Annotated in this window: 13 protein-coding genes; 5 read left to right on the forward strand and 8 right to left on the reverse strand. The window is 59.1% G+C overall.

The features are described 5' to 3' along the window. The first annotated feature begins 94 nt into the window (after positions 1-94). Together clpB and H567_RS23045 are read left to right on the forward strand one after the other, a co-directional pair. Positions 95-2,677, forward strand: coding sequence for an ATP-dependent chaperone ClpB (gene clpB, locus H567_RS0104130; RefSeq protein ID WP_028320432.1), 2,583 nt, complete (start codon positions 95-97; stop codon positions 2,675-2,677). 212 nt (positions 2,678-2,889) lie between these two features. Further along, positions 2,890-3,963, forward strand: coding sequence for a ribonuclease Z (locus H567_RS23045; RefSeq protein WP_084516857.1), 1,074 nt, complete (start codon positions 2,890-2,892; stop codon positions 3,961-3,963). Here H567_RS23045 and H567_RS23050 read toward each other — a convergent pair. Both H567_RS23050 and H567_RS0104145 read right to left on the reverse strand, forming a co-directional pair. Continuing rightward, the gene (locus tag H567_RS23050; protein WP_051184472.1) at positions 3,953-5,773 is read right to left on the reverse strand and encodes an ABC transporter ATP-binding protein; all 1,821 of its coding nucleotides are present in this window, start codon (positions 5,771-5,773) and stop codon (positions 3,953-3,955) included. The genes H567_RS23045 and H567_RS23050 overlap by 11 nt on opposite strands. Positions 5,774-6,035: 262 nt before the next feature. Beyond that, on the reverse strand, positions 6,036-7,187 hold the full coding sequence (locus tag H567_RS0104145; RefSeq protein WP_028320433.1) for an acyl-CoA dehydrogenase family protein: 1,152 nt from the start codon (positions 7,185-7,187) through the stop codon (positions 6,036-6,038). A 471-nt stretch (positions 7,188-7,658) separates the two neighbouring features. Between H567_RS0104145 and H567_RS0104150 the strand changes: the two genes are divergently transcribed. The 3 genes from H567_RS0104150 to H567_RS0104165 all read left to right on the forward strand — a co-directional run bounded on the left by H567_RS0104150 (position 7,659) and on the right by H567_RS0104165 (position 10,697). Beyond that, positions 7,659-8,201 (forward strand): helix-turn-helix domain-containing protein, encoded by a 543-nt coding sequence (locus tag H567_RS0104150; protein WP_028320434.1) that lies wholly within the window; start codon positions 7,659-7,661, stop codon positions 8,199-8,201. Positions 8,202-8,644: 443 nt separating this feature from the next. Beyond that, positions 8,645-10,081 carry a thiolase domain-containing protein gene (locus tag H567_RS23055; RefSeq protein ID WP_051184473.1) on the forward strand — a complete coding sequence of 479 codons (1,437 nt, stop codon included), beginning with the start codon at positions 8,645-8,647 and terminating at the stop codon, positions 10,079-10,081. A gap of 22 nt (positions 10,082-10,103) precedes the next feature. Next, positions 10,104-10,697 carry a Zn-ribbon domain-containing OB-fold protein gene (locus tag H567_RS0104165; protein ID WP_028320435.1) on the forward strand — a complete coding sequence of 198 codons (594 nt, stop codon included), beginning with the start codon at positions 10,104-10,106 and terminating at the stop codon, positions 10,695-10,697. A gap of 105 nt (positions 10,698-10,802) precedes the next feature. Here H567_RS0104165 and H567_RS26895 read toward each other — a convergent pair whose 3' ends face one another. The 6 genes from H567_RS26895 to H567_RS0104195 form a co-directional block, all read right to left on the reverse strand. Then, the gene (locus H567_RS26895; protein ID WP_028320436.1) at positions 10,803-11,606 is read right to left on the reverse strand and encodes a glycosyltransferase family 2 protein; all 804 of its coding nucleotides are present in this window, start codon (positions 11,604-11,606) and stop codon (positions 10,803-10,805) included. Positions 11,607-11,622: 16 nt separating this feature from the next. Then, positions 11,623-12,762, reverse strand: a complete 1,140-nt coding sequence (locus H567_RS0104175) for a CgeB family protein (protein WP_208598320.1) — start codon at positions 12,760-12,762, stop codon at positions 11,623-11,625. A 119-nt stretch (positions 12,763-12,881) separates the two neighbouring features. Next, positions 12,882-13,634, reverse strand: a complete 753-nt coding sequence (locus H567_RS23065) for a DUF268 domain-containing protein (protein WP_084516861.1) — start codon at positions 13,632-13,634, stop codon at positions 12,882-12,884. Positions 13,635-13,668: 34 nt separating this feature from the next. Next, positions 13,669-15,009 carry a lipopolysaccharide biosynthesis protein gene (locus H567_RS0104185; protein ID WP_028320439.1) on the reverse strand — a complete coding sequence of 447 codons (1,341 nt, stop codon included), beginning with the start codon at positions 15,007-15,009 and terminating at the stop codon, positions 13,669-13,671. Between the two features lie 34 nt (positions 15,010-15,043). After that, complete coding sequence (locus tag H567_RS23070) at positions 15,044-16,033, reverse strand: glycosyltransferase family 2 protein (protein ID WP_161626560.1); 990 nt, start codon at positions 16,031-16,033, stop codon at positions 15,044-15,046. Beyond that, positions 16,026-16,928, reverse strand: coding sequence for a glycosyltransferase (locus H567_RS0104195; protein ID WP_028320440.1), 903 nt, complete (start codon positions 16,926-16,928; stop codon positions 16,026-16,028). The genes H567_RS23070 and H567_RS0104195 overlap by 8 nt, the downstream gene beginning before the upstream one ends. Positions 16,929-16,930 lie beyond the last annotated feature (2 nt).

Below are 16,930 nucleotides of genomic sequence, written 5' to 3' on the forward strand. Positions count from 1 at the left end.
ACATAGGATCGATCGTTCCTACTTTGTTAAAGTGAATTGAGCGTAAGCCAATAACGCACCTCACTTCGTATCACTCCCAGGAGGAATCGGATCTATGCGTTTCGATAAATTTACCCTGAAGGGACAGGAAGTCATTCAGGCCGCACAGCAGCTTGCCGAGCGTTTTGGACATCAGCAGATCGAACCGGAGCACCTCGCAGGGGCCATCCTCGATCAGAAAGAAGGCGTTGTGCCGCCGCTCCTGGCCAAGATCGGCGCGGATCGGCAGCAGCTCGCCCAGGCCTTCGAAGAGGCCCTGAACAAGATGCCGAAGGTGTCCGGCGGCGGCTACGGCCAGGCCTATATATCCCCCAGGACCAAGGCCGTCCTTGACAAGGCCTTCAACGAAGCCGAGCAGATGAAGGACGAGTTCGTCAGCCTCGAGCACGTGCTTCTGGCCATCGCGGACGAGTCCCAGGGCGAGGCGGCACGAATCCTCGCCCGGTCCGGCGTCACCCGGGACGCCATCCTCAAATCCCTCGTGGACATCCGGGGCGGGCAGCGCATCACCGACCAGAATCCGGAAGACAAATACCAGGCCCTCGAGCGCTTCAGCCGGGACCTGACCGCCATCGCCGCCAAGGGGTCCCTCGACCCGGTGATCGGACGGGACGACGAGATCCGGCGCGTCGTTCAGGTCCTTTCCCGCCGCACGAAGAACAACCCCGTCCTGATCGGCGAGCCGGGGGTCGGCAAGACCGCCATCGTCGAAGGCCTCGCCCAGCGGATCATTCAGGGCGACGTCCCCGAGACCCTCAAGGACAAGCGCGTCGTGGCACTCGACATGGGCGCCCTCATCGCCGGGGCCAAATACCGCGGCGAGTTCGAGGACCGGCTGAAGGCCGTCCTGAAGGAGGTCACCGACAGCCACGGCGAAATCATCCTTTTCATCGACGAGATGCACACCATGGTGGGCGCGGGCGCGGCCGAAGGCGCCGTCGACGCCTCCAACATGCTCAAACCGGCGCTCGCCCGCGGCGAACTCCACTGCATCGGCGCCACCACCATCAAAGAATACCGCAAGTACATCGAAAAGGACGCCGCGCTCGAGCGGCGCTTTCAGCCCGTCATGGTGGAGGAGCCGAGCGTCGAGGACACGATCTCGATCCTGCGCGGCCTGAAGGAGAAATACGAGGTCCACCACGGCGTGCGGATCAAGGACTCGGCGCTGGTGGCGGCCGCCACCCTCAGCCATCGCTACATCACCGACCGGTTCCTGCCGGACAAGGCCATCGATCTGATCGACGAGGCCACGTCGCGCCTCAGGATCGAGATCGACAGCATGCCGGCCGAGATCGACGACATCCAGCGCCGGATCACCCAGCTCGAGATCGAGCGGGAGGCCCTCAAGAAGGAGAAGGACACGGCCTCCAGGGACCGGCTGGAAAAACTCGAAAAGGAACTGGCCGCCCTCAAGGGCGAGACGGAGGGCATGATTGCCCACTGGAAGCAGGAGAAGGAGGCGATCGCCAATATCCGCGCCATCAAGGAAAAGCTGGAGAACACCCGCTCGGAGGCGCAGCTTGCCGAGCGGCAGGGCGACCTGACCAAGGCGGCGGAGCTCCGTTACGGCACCCTGATCGAACTCGAGCGGCAGCTTGCCGAGGAAAACCGGAAGCTGGAGGAACTGCAAACCGGGCAGAAGATGCTCAAGGAGGAGGTCGACAGCGAGGACATCGCCGAGGTGGTGGCCAAATGGACCGGCATCCCCGTAGCCAAGATGATGGAAGGCGAGCGGGAGAAGCTTCTCAAGATGGAAGACCGCCTCGCCCAGCGCGTCGTCGGGCAGCATCAGGGGATCGTCGCCGTGGCCAACGCGGTGCGGCGGGCCCGATCCGGGCTCCAGGACCCCAACCGACCGGTGGGATCGTTCATCTTCATGGGCCCGACGGGCGTCGGGAAGACCGAACTCGCCCGGGCGCTGGCCGAGTTCCTCTTCGACGACGAACAATACATGGTCCGGATCGACATGTCCGAATACATGGAGAAGCACTCGGTGGCCCGCCTGATCGGGGCCCCTCCGGGCTACGTCGGCTATGAGGAAGGGGGCTACCTGACCGAGGCGATCCGCCGGCACCCCTATTCGGTCATCCTCTTCGACGAAATCGAAAAGGCCCACCCGGACGTCTTCAACGTGCTGCTGCAGATCCTCGACGACGGCCGGATGACGGACGGCAAGGGGCGCACCGTCGACTTCAAGAATACGGTTTTGATCATGACCAGCAACGTCGGAAGCCAGTGGATCCAGGAACTCGGCGGCCGGGACCCCGAAGAGGCCGAAAAGCGCGTCATGGAGGCCCTGCGGGCCACCTTCAAGCCGGAGTTTCTGAACCGGATCGACGAGATCGTGATTTTCAATGCCCTCGGCACCGAGGAGATCAAGAAGATCGTCGAGATCCAGGTGAACCTGCTGGCTAAACGCCTGGCGGCGACCAAGATCACCCTCTCGCTGACCGATGCGGCCAAGGCCTTCATCGCCCGCTCAGGGTTCGACCCCGCGTACGGCGCGCGCCCCCTCAAACGGACGATCCAGCACCTGATTCAGGACCCCCTGGCCGTCAAAATCCTGGAAGGGTCGGTCAAGGAAGGGGATCACGTCACCGTCGATCTGCAGGACGGTCAAATCATCTTCCATTGACGGCGTATTGAAAAATGGATGGCTGCGGTCCGGGTAAAAATCGTAAGATGCCGGAGCCGTGAAATCCCGAGAAACGCGGCGCACAAAAGTGTGCCGCCGGAACGGGGAATCCGTAAACCGAAGCAGATAGTAGATTTCCAACAGCCTGCTGAATCCGCAGCGCCCGGACACCCCTCCGCCGAAAAGGGGAGGGATGCCCGGGCCTCCTTTCGATGAAACCATCTTTTCTACCACGGCTCATCAATCCGCCGACGGAGGACCCGGGGCTCTTCGTTCCCTTCCGTTTCAAGCGAAGAGCCCTTCTTTTCGACCTTGGCGATCTCGGACGCCTCTCGCCCCGCGACCTCCTCAAGGTGAGTCATGTCTTCGTCAGCCATGCCCATGTCGACCACTTCATCGGATTCGACGCGCTTCTCCGCGTCCTGCTCGGCCGTGAAAAGACCCTGCACCTCTATGGGCCCCCGGATTTCAGCCGCCATGTCGCCGGCAAACTGGCGGGCTACCATTGGAACCTGATCCACACCTACCCGCACGTCCTCGCCTTCGAGGTCCACGAGATCCACCCCGGCGAAATGCGCACCACCAGCTTCTCCTCCCGGAACGCCTTCCGCGTGTCCGGCCCGCAGCAGACCACAGCCGCAGGCGGCGCGATCCTCGTGGAGCCCGGGTTCACGGTCTCCGCCGCTGTCCTCGACCACAGGATCCCGTGTCTCGCCTTTGCGATGGAAGAGCGGTTGAAGGTGCAGATCATCAAGGAAGGCGTCGAGGCGCTGGGGCTCCCGGTTGGCCCCTGGCTCACCCGGTTCAAGGCAAGGATTCAGGAGCGCCCGGACCCGGGCGAACCCTTTCGGGTCACGTGGAAAACTCAGCAGGGGGGAAGCGGAGAAAAGATCTTTCCGATCGGGGAGCTGTCCCAAAAAATTGCACGGACCGGGCGGGGAATGAAGATCGCCTATGTGACGGATGCGGCAGGCTCCTCAGAGAACGCCTCCCGCATCACCGCGCTGGCAGCCGATGCCGACATCCTCTTCATCGAAGGGGCCTTTCTCTACGAGGACCTTTCCGTCGCCCGCAAGACGTTCCACCTGACTGCGCGGGAGGCCGGGGCCCTGGCGAGGAAGGCCGGGGCAAAAAGCCTCCAGCTTTTTCACTTCTCCCACCGCTACACCGGGCGCGAAACCGAGCTGCCCGACGAAGCCCTGGCCGCCTTCAACGATGACCGGCCCTTACGCAACGGGAAGGCTCAGAACGCAAAAGGACCCGCAGGGACCTCCGTCACTCGATGAACTGCATGTCGTGGAGCTGGCTGAAACGGCCTTTCCGGGCCATGAGGTCCTCCCGCGTGCCGGACTCGATGATCCGCCCGCCCTCCATGACGTAGATCCGGTCCGCCTTCCGGATGGTGCTCAAACGGTGGGCCACGACGAGGATCGTCCGCGTCCCCCGCAGGTTGTCGATCGCCTGCTGCACCATCCGCTCGCTCTCCGCGTCCAGCGCCGAGGCCGCCTCGTCCAGAATCAGAATGGCGGGATCGACCATGATCGCGCGGGCAATCGCGATGCGCTGCCGCTGGCCGCCGGAAAGCAGGGTGCCCCGGTCGCCGATGACCGTCTCGTACCCTTTCGGCTGCGCCATGATGAACTCGTGCGCATTGGCATCCCTGGCCGCCGCGATCATCGCCTCCTCCGGTGCATCCGGACGGCCGAAGCGGATGTTGTTGGCGATGGTGTCGTGGAAAAGCAGCGTTTCCTGGTTGACAATTCCGATCTGCCGGCGGAGCGATTCGAGTGTCACCTCGCGGATATCCCAGCCGTCGATGGTGATGCGCCCCCCGGAGACATCGTAGAACCGCGGGACCAGATCGAGAAGCGTGCTCTTGCCGGCGCCCGTCGACCCCACGAAGGCCACCATCTCCCCGGCCCTGACCTCGAAGCTGAGGTCCTTCAGGATCATCTCCCCCGGATCGTAGCCGAACCGGACCTCCTCGAATCGGATGGCCTCGCCGTGCCGTGGGAGTTCCCGCGCCCCGGGCCGGTCCTGGATCTCGGGAACGGTCTCGAGGATCGTGAAGACGCGCGCCGTCGCCCCCTGCAGGGTCCGGAGGTTGTTGCTGACCAGGGCCAGACGCTTCACCGGGCTGTAGACCCGGGAAAAGGCATAGACCATGGACATCAACTCGCCGAGGGAGTGGTCGAAGTAGATCTTGCCCGCGATCAGAACCCCGGGCAGAATCAGGAAGACCACCGAATCCATCATTGGACCGAGCCCGAGGTGCCAGCGGTTCCATCGCATCACCTTGCGGTAAAGCTCTTCGGCTTGGCGTCGGAACTTGCCGGTCTCATCCCCCCCTCTGAAGAACCCCTGGATCACCTTCATGCATCCGAGGCTTTCCTGGTAGACGGCGGTCACCTCGGCGGTGGCGTCCTGGACCCGGCCGGAGTGCTTCTTGACCTTGCGGCCGAACATCCGGACCAGGCCGACGATCACGGGCCCCACAAAGAAGACCAGGAGCGTCAGCTTGTAGTTCATAAAGAAGAGATACCCGAGGAAGACCAGGGCCGTGATGGGGTGCTCGATCAGACCGAGAAGGATGTCCGAGACCAGTTGCTGCATAACCGTGAGATCGGCGGTCGAGCGCGCGATCAACTCCCCGGATTTCCGTTTGTTGTAGAAGCTCAGAGGCAGGCTGACGAACTTTTCGAAAAGGTCGATCCGGAGGGAGCGCACCGCCCGGTTCGAGAAGGCGGCGGCGGCCAATCCGCTCAAGTAGGTGGTGATGGACTTGAAAAAGACGGCCGCGAACGCGACCAGGGTCAAAATCACCAGGAGGTGATTGGGCGAGACGCCGTCGACGATGACCTTTTCGGTCTTCCGCCAGCCGGTCCAGGACCCGCCCTCGAAGCTGATCCAGGGGATCTTCCACGAGACCGGATCGGTTCCGCTCTTCATCCCTTCGTCGACGAACGGCTGAAGGAGATAGGCCGGCACGATCACAAACACCGCCGAGACCGCCGTCAGGAGCAGGGCGCACACAACAAGCCCCCTGTGCCGGCGCACGTACCCGGCAATCTCCTTGCCCAAAATAAAATTCAGCATGGTACCTTTTAATGTTCGTCCGGCCGCTGCTCTTGCCGCTTCCACCTGGAACCGCTCTCTTCCGGACCCGTGGCGCCGCCGCTCCTTGCCCTGCAGGCCCAAACCTGACGGAAGCGCATTGCGCGTCCCCCACAAAGGCTTGGACACCCGGCTTCCTCAGGGATCTGCACCCCGCACCGATCCGGAAAGCTGACCCCTGAGAGCCGTCGCACGATTCGACAGGATCGCGCGTGTGCCGGCGGCATTTCCTGGACGCGCTGCGTCACAGGGCGCCGATCAGCCTCGCGATGACGATCCGCTGAACCTCCGAGGTCCCCTCCCCGATCTCGAGGAGCTTCTGATCCCGATAAAAGCGCTCGATATCGTACTCCTTCATCAGCCCGTAGCCCCCATGCAGCTGCACGGCATGGTTGGCGGCCCGGTACATGACCTCGGAGCAGTAAAGCTTTGCCATCGCCGCCACCTTCGAGAATGGCTGATTGTTGTCTCTAAGCCAGCAGGCCTTGTAGAGCAGGAGCCGAGCGCACTCGATCTCCAGGGCCATATCCGCCAGCTTGAAGGAATTGACCTGGAAATTGGCGATCGGTTTGCCGAACTGAACCCTTTCTTTGCTGTATTTCAGGGCCATCTCGAAACAGCCCTGCGCCCCCCCGAGCCCCATCGCCCCGATGGAAAGCCTCCCACCGTCAAGGGTCTGCATCATCTGATAGAAGCCGTGGCCGCGCGGTCCCAGGCGATTCTCCTCAGGGACCCGGCAGTCGTCGAAATAGAGCTCGCTCGTGTTGGAGGCGCGCCACATGAGCTTCCCATGCATCTCGCGGGTCTCGTAGCCCGGGGTTCCCTGCTCCACCAGGATGCAGGAGAGTTCGGGCCGGCCGTCTTCCCGGGTGCCGGTGCGGCAGAGGACCGTAGCGCCGGCGCTGATGCGGGTCGACGCATTGGTGATGAAGATCTTGCTGCCGTTGATGACCCACGAGTCGCCGTCGAGCACCGCGTTGGTCCGAGAGTTGCTCGCATCCGAACCGGCATTCGGCTCCGTCAGCCCGAAGCCCCACAGGGCCTCGCCCGAGCAGAGCCGGGGGAGGTGTTTCCGCTTCTGCTCCTCGCTGCCGAAGTAATAGAGCGGCCCGATCCCGAGCGAATTCCCGGCTGCCACGGTGGCCGCATGGGAGCCGTCGACACGCGCCATCTCTTCGGTGGCGATGATATAGGAGAGGTAATCCATGCCCTGGCCGCCGTACTCTTCCGCGACGAACATCCCGAAGAGCCCGATCTCGGCCATCTTGGACATGGTCTCGTAGGAGAACTCCTCCCTTTCGTCCAGTTCCCTCGCTACCGGCTTGATCTCCTTTTCGGCAAAATCCCTGACAGACTTGCGCAGGATCTCCTGATCCATGGAAAGACTGAAATCCATAAGCCCTCCTTCCAGTCATTGGGGTCATTCCGGAGGGACGACCACCCGTTGTCGCCAATCAACACAGGGCATCGCGGGAGTTGGACGGTCTTCCCCCGCAGCAGCGCCCGGCCTTCCAGCCTGCGGATTCAAACGACCTGTCTACCATGTCAGCCTCAGAAGGGGACTGATTCTGGGCATCATATAGACATAGCTATTCATGGTTGTCAATGAGAAAAAAGATTACGTTAAACTATGTCAAAACATATTTAAAGAAATTCCCTTTGTTCCCTTAGCCCTCTGTTGTAAAAACCACCAAATATTGTAAAACAAATCCTGCTCCAACCGGAAAATGACATGGCCACCCAGAATATTGTTCTTTCATAACCGGTTCGACCTGATGAATTCCCTTGACAACTCCCTCCTTTCTTCAGTATATCAAATATTAGGTATTTTAAAAAATATTTTCGCCCCTGGGACGGGAAGCACCCTATGAACCTTGGCACCCTGATCCGCCGCCATCGAAAAGAGCAGAAGCTGACCCTCAAGGCCTTGGCCCACAAAGCCGGCATCTCCGAGGGGTTTCTGAGCCAGGTCGAAAACAGCGTGCACTCCCCCTCCGTCGATACACTCGTCAGCCTGTGCCGGGCGTTGGGGGTCAACGCCGGCGATCTGTTGAACCAGGTGGAAGAGCAGGAAAGGCTGACCGTCATTCGCAAGGACCAGTGGGACGAACAAGAACTCCCGCACAGTGGCTTCGTCACGAGGCGCTTTTTCGCGCCGGAAAACCGCACCGTCATCGACTGCGCCGTCCTGATTCTCGACCCCAAGGCCTCCATTCCGGCAAGGAAAAACATCCGCAACGGACAGGAGGTCCTCTGCATTCTGAAAGGGTCGCTGGAACTCTTGCATGGAGACCAAACCCTTCAGCTCCACGAAGGGGACTCCGTTCAATTCTGGACGGACAGCGGCAGCCAGCGCATCGCCAACACCAGCGGCGCCGCTGCCGTCGCCCTGTGGGTAGGGACAATTTAATGCATCTGGAAATGGTTTTTTCGGCCCACCTCGGCGTCAATCTTCACGTCTGCTTGTGCGGCAGCCTACAGGCCGCCTCCGCGCAAACGCCAGATCGCCTTGATATTGCCGGGTTGGAAACTGGGTTCTGCCGGAAAGGAAGTCCTTCCCGGATGGGGACGATCCGATTCGCAGAAGTGGGAATGAGCACCGGAAGGGTGCGAGGAAACTGGGACCCGCCGCGAAGTGGTGGGATTGAGCACCGGAAGGGCATGAAGAAAAGATCCTTATTTCCGGATTGGAAGCTGCGTTGTACCGGAAGATCATCTCCGGATGGATATCAGGGAACAAGGGGAAGGGGAAAAGTCTGCCTGCCCGCTTGCTTGTGAAAACGTTCTTTTATTGGACTGCACGCGGCCCGATGAGAGCGCCGCCGTGCCTTGGGAGAGAAAGGAGGACGGAACTTGATTACCTTCAGCGACAGACAATTGAAGACACCGAAGCTTATGAGGCCCGTTTACCTCGTCACCGCCGGGCAGTCGAAATTCGACCGCGCCATCCCCGAAAAGCGGACCGAAGAGCTCTGTATCGACGCCTTGGCGATGGCCGCCCGCCTCATCGACAAGACCCCGGCCGAGCTGAAACGCTACATTCACAGCTGCTACTACGGCCATTTTGCGGACCACTTCGGCGACCAGCTCCTCGGCGAGGCCGTCATCCATGACCGCCTCGGCCTGGACCCGCTCGGCAACATCGGCATCAAGACCGGCGGCGCCACCGGCGGGTCGACCCTCTGGGAGGCGGTGAAGGCCGTCGCCTCCGGGTATTCGGACTGCGTGCTCGCCATGGGCTGGGAGCGCATGGACGAGGTCCCGACGGATGAAGGGAACCACCTGATCTCCTGCGCCGCCGACAAGGACTGGGAAACGCCGCTGGGTCACATCTACACCGGTTATTACGCCGTCATGGCCCAGAAGTACTGGCAGGTCTTCGGCCGCGAGGAGGAGTCCTTCCGCCGCACGCTGGCGGAGATCTCCGTCAAGCACCACGGCTACGCCCGGTTCAATCCGTTCGCCCAGGCGCCGATGAAGATCACCGTCGAGGACGTCCTCAAGTCCCCCGTGGTAGCCTACCCGCTGCGGGCCTTGGACTGCTGCCTCATGAGCGTCGGGGCCGCCTGCGCCATCATCTGCGACGAGGACACCGCCATGGAGCTGACGAAGGGCACCAAGAACAAGCCCCTCCGGATCTGGGTCGCCGCCGGGAGCCACACCCTGCGGCCCGCCTGCCGGCGCCACATGGAGATCCCGCTCCTCCCGCACGAGAAGGCCGACCAGTATGCCGACCTCGGCGAACGGTTCCCCGGCGGAGAGCGCTATCCGGGCTTCACCGGCTTTTTGGGCGCCCGCATGTGCACCTACTACGGCTACAGGATGGCCGGCATCCACAACCCCATGGATGACCTGGACGTGATCGAGCTTCACGACGCCTTCACCATCAGCGATGTCCAATCCTACGAAGACGTTGGCCTCCGGCCTTACGGCGAGGGGCGCGACTACGTGGAATCGGGCGACTGCTACCACACCAACCCCCACACCGGCAAGCCCGGCCGTCTGCCATCGAACCTCTCCGGCGGCCTGATCGGCTGCATGCACGCGGTGGGTGCCACCGGCATCATGCAGACCTTCGAGATCGCGCTGCATCTCTGGAACCGCTGGGCGGAGCTCCACGGCGATCCGGACATCTGGAAGGCCTTCAACCGCAAGAAGCCCGATGACTGGCAGGATCTCCAGGTGAAGGGCGCCAAGCGCGGCATGGCCATCAGCCACGCCGGGGTCGGTTCGCATGTCACCGCCACCATCCTGATGGACCCGGACCATCTCCTGAAACCCGATGCCTGATGAATGAGAGGAGGACACCTCGATGAGCATATTTGGAACCGTCGTTGTCAAAAGGGGGCAATACAAGATCAAGGGGGACTTCCACACCATCACCCCCAACATGCCGATCCGCAGCGAGGACGAGAAGTGGCATCTCGTCGGCGTCACGAACCCGAGATGCATGACCTATATCCACACCTACGGCGGCGAGGCCGTCTTTTTCGAAAACCTGTCCAAAGGCAGGATCCACGGCAGCCGCTGCGACAACCCGGACTGCGAGTTCCCGGGCACCGTCTACCTGCCGTTCCGGATCCACTGCCCGGACTGTCTGCAGCGCAGCACGGTCGTGGATCTGACCGAAGTCTGCAAGACGACCGCCACCATCCACACCTTCATGGTCTGCGAGCGGTCCGGGGCCTTCAACACCCTCGACAAGCCGATCAAGTTCATCAACGTCGAGTTCGAGGGCGTCTCGACGATCCTCATGAGCTACCTTTCGGTCGGCGACCCGAAGATCGGCATGCGCGTCGTCCCGATCTTCCAGACCCTGGAGCCGACTTACACCATCACGGACCTGTCCTGGGTCCCGGAAGGCACCCCTTCCTCCAAGCTGCCTAAGGGATTCACCTTCGGCTAACCTCTATCGACGGGATGGAGCTGAAAACAGCCCATCCCGTCCCGCACAAGCAAACGGGCCCGTCGACATTAGGAAGGGCAATATGGACCGTTCTCGTATGGGACGCTACCGTTTGATCACCCGCCGCATTCCATACTTCGATAGAGAAACGATCCAAAAAAACGGAAGGGCCGGAAGCGGAAGACGCCCTGAGCGGTAAAGCTTGAGATACACCTCGAGCTCTCCGGCTTCCATTTCGTCAAGATCCCCGCTGACGCCTCCTCCGCCATAAAGCGCCTTGAAATAGAAGGCCAGAGGCAGATCGAGCAGCCATGCCTCCTGACCGCCCAGAATCATCTCCAGCCAAAGCAAATAGTCCTCGCCCTTACGCATCCGAGGATCGAAGCGATGCGGAATCCCTCGGAGCACCATGGCCGACCGCATGTGAATACGGTTCGACAGAAGCATCTTCAAAGGACGAAGCCGAAAAGACATCCATTTCCCGGGCAGCGGCTCTTCAGAAGCGGCATCGCTGATGCCGGTCCGAACCCTGACAGTACGGTGCCCCGTGACGGCGACCGAAGGCCGGGCGGCCATCCACTCATATTGAATCTCGAGTTTGCGGGCATGCCAGGCATCATCGGCATCCAGAAAGGCGACATATCTTCCGCCGGCGGCATCCCAGCCGACATTGCGTGCTACCGACTGGCCCTGATTCGATGCCAGATGAAGGACGCGCAGCATGCCAGTCATTCCGGGGGCTGCAGCCAACCGGTCGAGGACCGTTCCCGTGCCGTCCGTGCTCCCGTCGTCGACCAGAATGATCTCGGCCGGGGGCGCACTCTGCCTGAGAACCGACTCGACAGCCCGCACAATGGTGCCACCGCAGTTATAACAGGGAATGACCACCGATACCGGCAAGCGCTTCACAAACCTGCCCCCCTCCTCAAACCGTTGGGAACATCTTTCCAGGCCAACCGGAAGCCGTATAGGTTTTCTTCTTCATAAACCGCCAACTGAATTCATATACGATCCTTCTGGCCGCCCTGATCCCCCGCTTCGGTCCCCAGATCATCCTGCAAGTGCTTTCTAATAAACGCGCAAACCACATGTGATACGCGTTGGCAGAGTACGCCGCAACAGCCTGTCCAAAATCCCGTTCCGCCATGACCGGAAGCACTGAATTCTCACCTTTTTCCGCGGCCTCGAGGGCATGGGCGAGAACCTCTTCCAAGCGCCTTTCGTAGGTATGATCCAGCCTGGTCCGCTGGAACCCGGCCTCCGCTACAGCATCTCGTTCCTTGGGGTGTTGAAGGTAATGGCGGATCTTTGCAACGAGATCTTTCGTATCTCTAAAAACGACCGCCTCCCGCCCGGGTTGGTAGAACCTTTCCAAACCGGGTGCCAGTTCGGTCAAGAGGAATCCGCCGGCGCCCGGGATCTCGAAGGTCCTGGCCTTGATCTGTTTCCCGCCTTTCGAATTACAGAAATTCAGGCTTATCAAGGACTTGTTTATGATACGGGGAATATCCCGGGCCGCCACCGGCCCCCGCGGCCATCCGTAGCCGAAACACTGAATGTCGATCCCTGCGCCGCGCAGCTTCGCTACGACCTTGGGCCGATTCCCATGGGCTGTACCGACAAACGAGACGCCATAAAGGCACTTGCCGGCCTCCACCGGCGCCTGCAGGCATCCGCTGTCGGCAGCCCACTGGGTCAGCACGACATTCCGGATCCCATCTGCATGGTATCGGGGAACCATATTCGGGTAGGTCGTCGTCATCACATCGTAGGCCTTCCCTACAAAGCGGGAAACCTCTCGATATTTCCATGAATCGTCTGTCGTCCAACAGACCGTAACAACCTTTCCCTTGCCTCGAACGCGGTAGAGCGTCTCGTTCCAGATCTCATAATGGAGCGGAATTGCGAGCAATATGTCGGGTTGCACTGCATCGACCGCATCGAGAAGTGCTAGGTTCAAGGCCCTGAAGTCTTGATAAGCTCCCCTGTCCCACAACTCGAAATGCGTCACATCGTGACCGAGGTTTCTGAGCACCCGAGTGAAAGCCGTATATTCCGTCCCCAAACCTCGGGAAGCATCTCCATATTGATACTTCCCGCATGCCAATAAAACGTGCATTACAGAACCTCAGAAACCTGCCGAAAGCATCATCCAGGCCTTTCAAGCGCAGAGAATCGAGCGCTTCAGACACGCCTGAAATCAAACATCCCCAAAGCGTATGACATATCCGCCGCCTGCGCCAGTGAGGCGTTCTCGACATAAGTCCCATCATCTCGAACTAAGGAAAATTCGCGCAACTGCAGCCCTTTCATTGCCGTCACAATATCCTCTGCTGCAAAAACGATGTTGGCATTGAAATAAACAGCAGGCTTTCCAACAGGAACAGTCATCAAAAACCTTCCACCCGAAATGACGACACGCTCCAATTCGCGCATTGCATTCCAGCATGCATCGACATCCAGGCAGTCACCATAGCGGCCCAGTCCTACATGCTCAATAACATGAAGACAGCTTAAGGATTCAACGCTTCCGGACTTGAATGGAAGATGGCCGATATCCCCTCTGATCCCTTTATAAGACGAAAGCATGACAGAAGGAGGTCTGTACTCAAGATGTACGACAGGCAATATTCCACATAGCTGCGTTATAAATGTAACACTGGATGAAATATCCAAATGCATTTTCGGTAATCTTTCAGAAACTATGCGCTTCGTTGCCCAATATGCCTGATAAGCGTAGTGAGGATCAAAACGACTTTTATTTGTTCTCTCATAGAATATGGGCGATAGACGCAATGGATAAAAGGCATGGTACCTTTTCCTGTATTTAAAATAATCACCCATAAACCGGAATATCTCAAATACACAGTAAGGTAAATTGCGTGGATCTGCTGTTTCTTTGACGTTTGTCAGAATATTTCTTAATAAAATCTTCATCTATATTAATTTACCGCACAGTTTCCTTGAAAAATCAACCCTTTTTCACAAAAGACAGCGTATGCTTCGTCAAATAAAAAGCGATCGACAAGCACCATAGGCTATAAACAAATCCCGATGCAACAAGGGCCAAAACGATACCGAATGGACCAAATATACTTGGCAGGATAAGACACAATGATACTGCTATAATTGATGTTGTAATCTTTGGAAGGATATAAACCCTTGGACGGTTTGCGAGCATGCCATAACCCGTAAGTGTTTGACCAAAATAATAAAGAGTCCATGCGGCTGTCAAGTAAGGCAACATCCAGGAAAGGCCTGCGTATGAACTGTTGCTTATAAGCACTACAACATATTCATGAAAAATACAGTAAATAAGGATTAAACAGAATGCAAAAAGGATATAAATCGATTCCATGATAAAAAGCAGCCGATTCGCGTTTCTCATGCCATTCGGGGAAACCAGCGACCCCGCCCGCTCATATGCGATCGGCGAAAACAGCATCCCCAAAAAACCCGAGATCAAGATCAATGGATACACGGACAACTGACTCACGACGGAAAAAGCCCCGACAACCTCTTCGCCGAAATAACCTTGAAGCGCCCAACGATCGCAGGATTCGTTGATCCAGCCGAACACCCCCCAGATGAAAAACGGCAAAGCATAGGAAATAATATCTTTCCCGAGACCTCGTCCTTTCGAGGAAGCACTTCCGGTGCCCGCCGTTTCGACAACCCCGATCCGCTTTCGATAGATCTTCTCGATCACCAGCAGCATAACGCCTGTTGCGATCAGATATCCAAACAACACCCAGCTTGCTTCAGGATAAAACAGAAGGACCAATCCCATCCCTGCGAGCGGCTTGAAAAAAGCGGCGGCCGTCAGTGCCAGCGCAACCGTCTTTCTGTCTCTGGCCGCCATCAGCACGGCCAGCCTTGTCCCGGTCCAACCGGTGCACACTCCCGCCATCAACGCCAGAATCGCGGGCACCCCCCATTTCACACCAAAAACAAGGCACACAACGCCGCACGCGGGCACGCCGATGGCGAGGATGCAGGAAGTCAAGAGCACATTATATTTATGGCAGTGAACCAGAAACACATCCTGGATACCCTGATCCCTGGAAACGGACCAGAAACGCATCACCCCCTGTGCCAAAGGGCCGAATACCTGCGCCGAAACGGCCAAAATCAGTGTATTGGCGAGCATCAGGCGACCGAACTCCGCTGGACCAAGGAAAGCGGTCAAAATCTTGACGGTGAAAATCGCCCCAGCCGCCATCCCGGCCTGTCCAAAAAGGACCCAGCCGGTCTCCGCCCCAATACTGAGGATGCGGGAAAGGGAAGGAAAAGACGTGTCGTTTGCCGCCACCGGAAGACCGCCTAAGATTTCCAGACCGGGGTTTTCATAACGCGCCCATGCGTCGTTTCAGCCTCGGGAGAAAGGTTTCTTCGTCGAAGAGTCCCCAAAGATCGCCATTTGCGATGCCTGTTCTCCGGTGAATCTCTTTGCGCGCCCTGAATGCCCTGCCCATGCCTTTGAGCGCGGCCTTCTTGGACCGTAAAAAGACCCCGCCCCGTCCCCGCATCAGGTAAAATCCCAGGCAGCCGATCCCATAAGCCAAATGCCGGCCGAATGTCCGCGCCAGAAGAACGGAGGGCATGTTGCGGACCCAGACCCACTCGAGATTACGGTGCCCGTAATAGACGGATGTCGGAGAATCGTGGACGATGCTGCTGCTCATCTTGTGGGCAACCACGGCGCCAGGCACGAACAGGCACCGCCAGCCCCTCAGTTGAGCCCTGAAGCTCAAATCCACATCCTCGTAAAGCAGGAAGAAATGCTCCGGGAACAACCCGATTTCACGCAGCATATCGGTTCGGTAAAGCGCCGCCCCGGCGCAGGCGCCAAAGATCCACGCCTCCCTGTTGAAATCCGACGCCGGGCGGCCGCGGCCGCGGATGACGCCGGCCCCCGCCTTCGAATATCCGGCGCCGGCGCAGTCTATCACCGTCGGGTTCCAATAGGAGACCATCTTCGACGCCGCAGACCCGGCCTCCGGGTTCCGCTCGAGGGCCGCCACCAGGTTTTCGAGCCAGTTGGGGGTAGGCACCGCGTCGTTGTTCAAAAGCGCCACATAAGGCGTTTTCGCTTGAGCCATGGCGAGATTATTGGCCTTGCAGAAGCCGGTATTTTCGGAGAGCGCGATAAGCCTCACCCACGGACACCGGGTCTCCAGAAACGGAACCGATCCATCCGTCGACCCGTTGTCCACCACCACCGTCTCGAATTCACGGAACGTCTGCTGTCTCAGTCCATCCAGGCATTCCGGCAAAAGCGTCCTGCCGTTCCAGTTGACAATAATGACCGCCACCCGGCTAGGAGAGCTAACCATGAACCGCTCCATGGAGCGAGCGCCTGCATAGGGCCCACAAGGATCGCAGCCGCGGGAATCGCCCCCAATAGGGTTGGTACCCCCTCTCCCGCACAAATTCCTCGAAATATCCAGGCCATCGCCGGGGGCTTGGCGCATCGGCATTCGAAAGCCGACCGCCCCGGACGTTTCCGAAGTACTTCCGCAGGGTCCCGGTGGTCTCCGCCTTTGCGCGATGGGCGAGTTTTCGGAAGGTGTTCCCTCCATGAAGCCTGTAATAATACATTGGCGTGTCGATATAGAGCGGCTCGGTCAAGCAGAGCGCCCGCAGCAGAAAATCCCAGTCATGGCAGTAAAGATACGGTCTGAAGCCGTGAAGGGTCGCATAGATTTCCTTCGCCGCAAAAATATTCCCGGATGAAATGGCCACGTTCGAATCGAGCAGAGCGAATCCGACCGAGGGATACCGGGCCATCTCAGCCTGTTTGCGATAAAAATATGCGGCGGTCTCGTTCGACGCATCCACTTCTGCCCCGTTTTCATCGATGCAGCGAATGCCCGAAAAGGCCAGTTTCGCACCCGATTTCTCCAACCGCTCGACGAAATAAGCGACCCTCTCCGGCGCGAACAGATCATCGCTGTTCAGGATATTGATATACTTGCCGCCGGCGAGCTTCAGTCCACGGTTGATCGCCGCCGCCGCACCGCGATTGCGTTGCCTGACAACGCGCAAGCCGCGACGGATTCGCCCAGCGGCCCTCTCGATGGCGGCTAAACTTCCGTCGCTGGAACCGTCATCGACCAAGATGATTTCGAGATTTTCATAGGTTTGGTCTTCTACCGAAAGGAGGGCGGCTTCTATGAACCGAGCGTGGTTATAGGAGGGAATGACAATCGATACTTTCGGGTAAAACATCG

Source organism: Desulfatiglans anilini DSM 4660 (assembly GCF_000422285.1).
GTDB classification, from domain to species: Bacteria; Desulfobacterota; DSM-4660; order Desulfatiglandales; family Desulfatiglandaceae; genus Desulfatiglans; species Desulfatiglans anilini.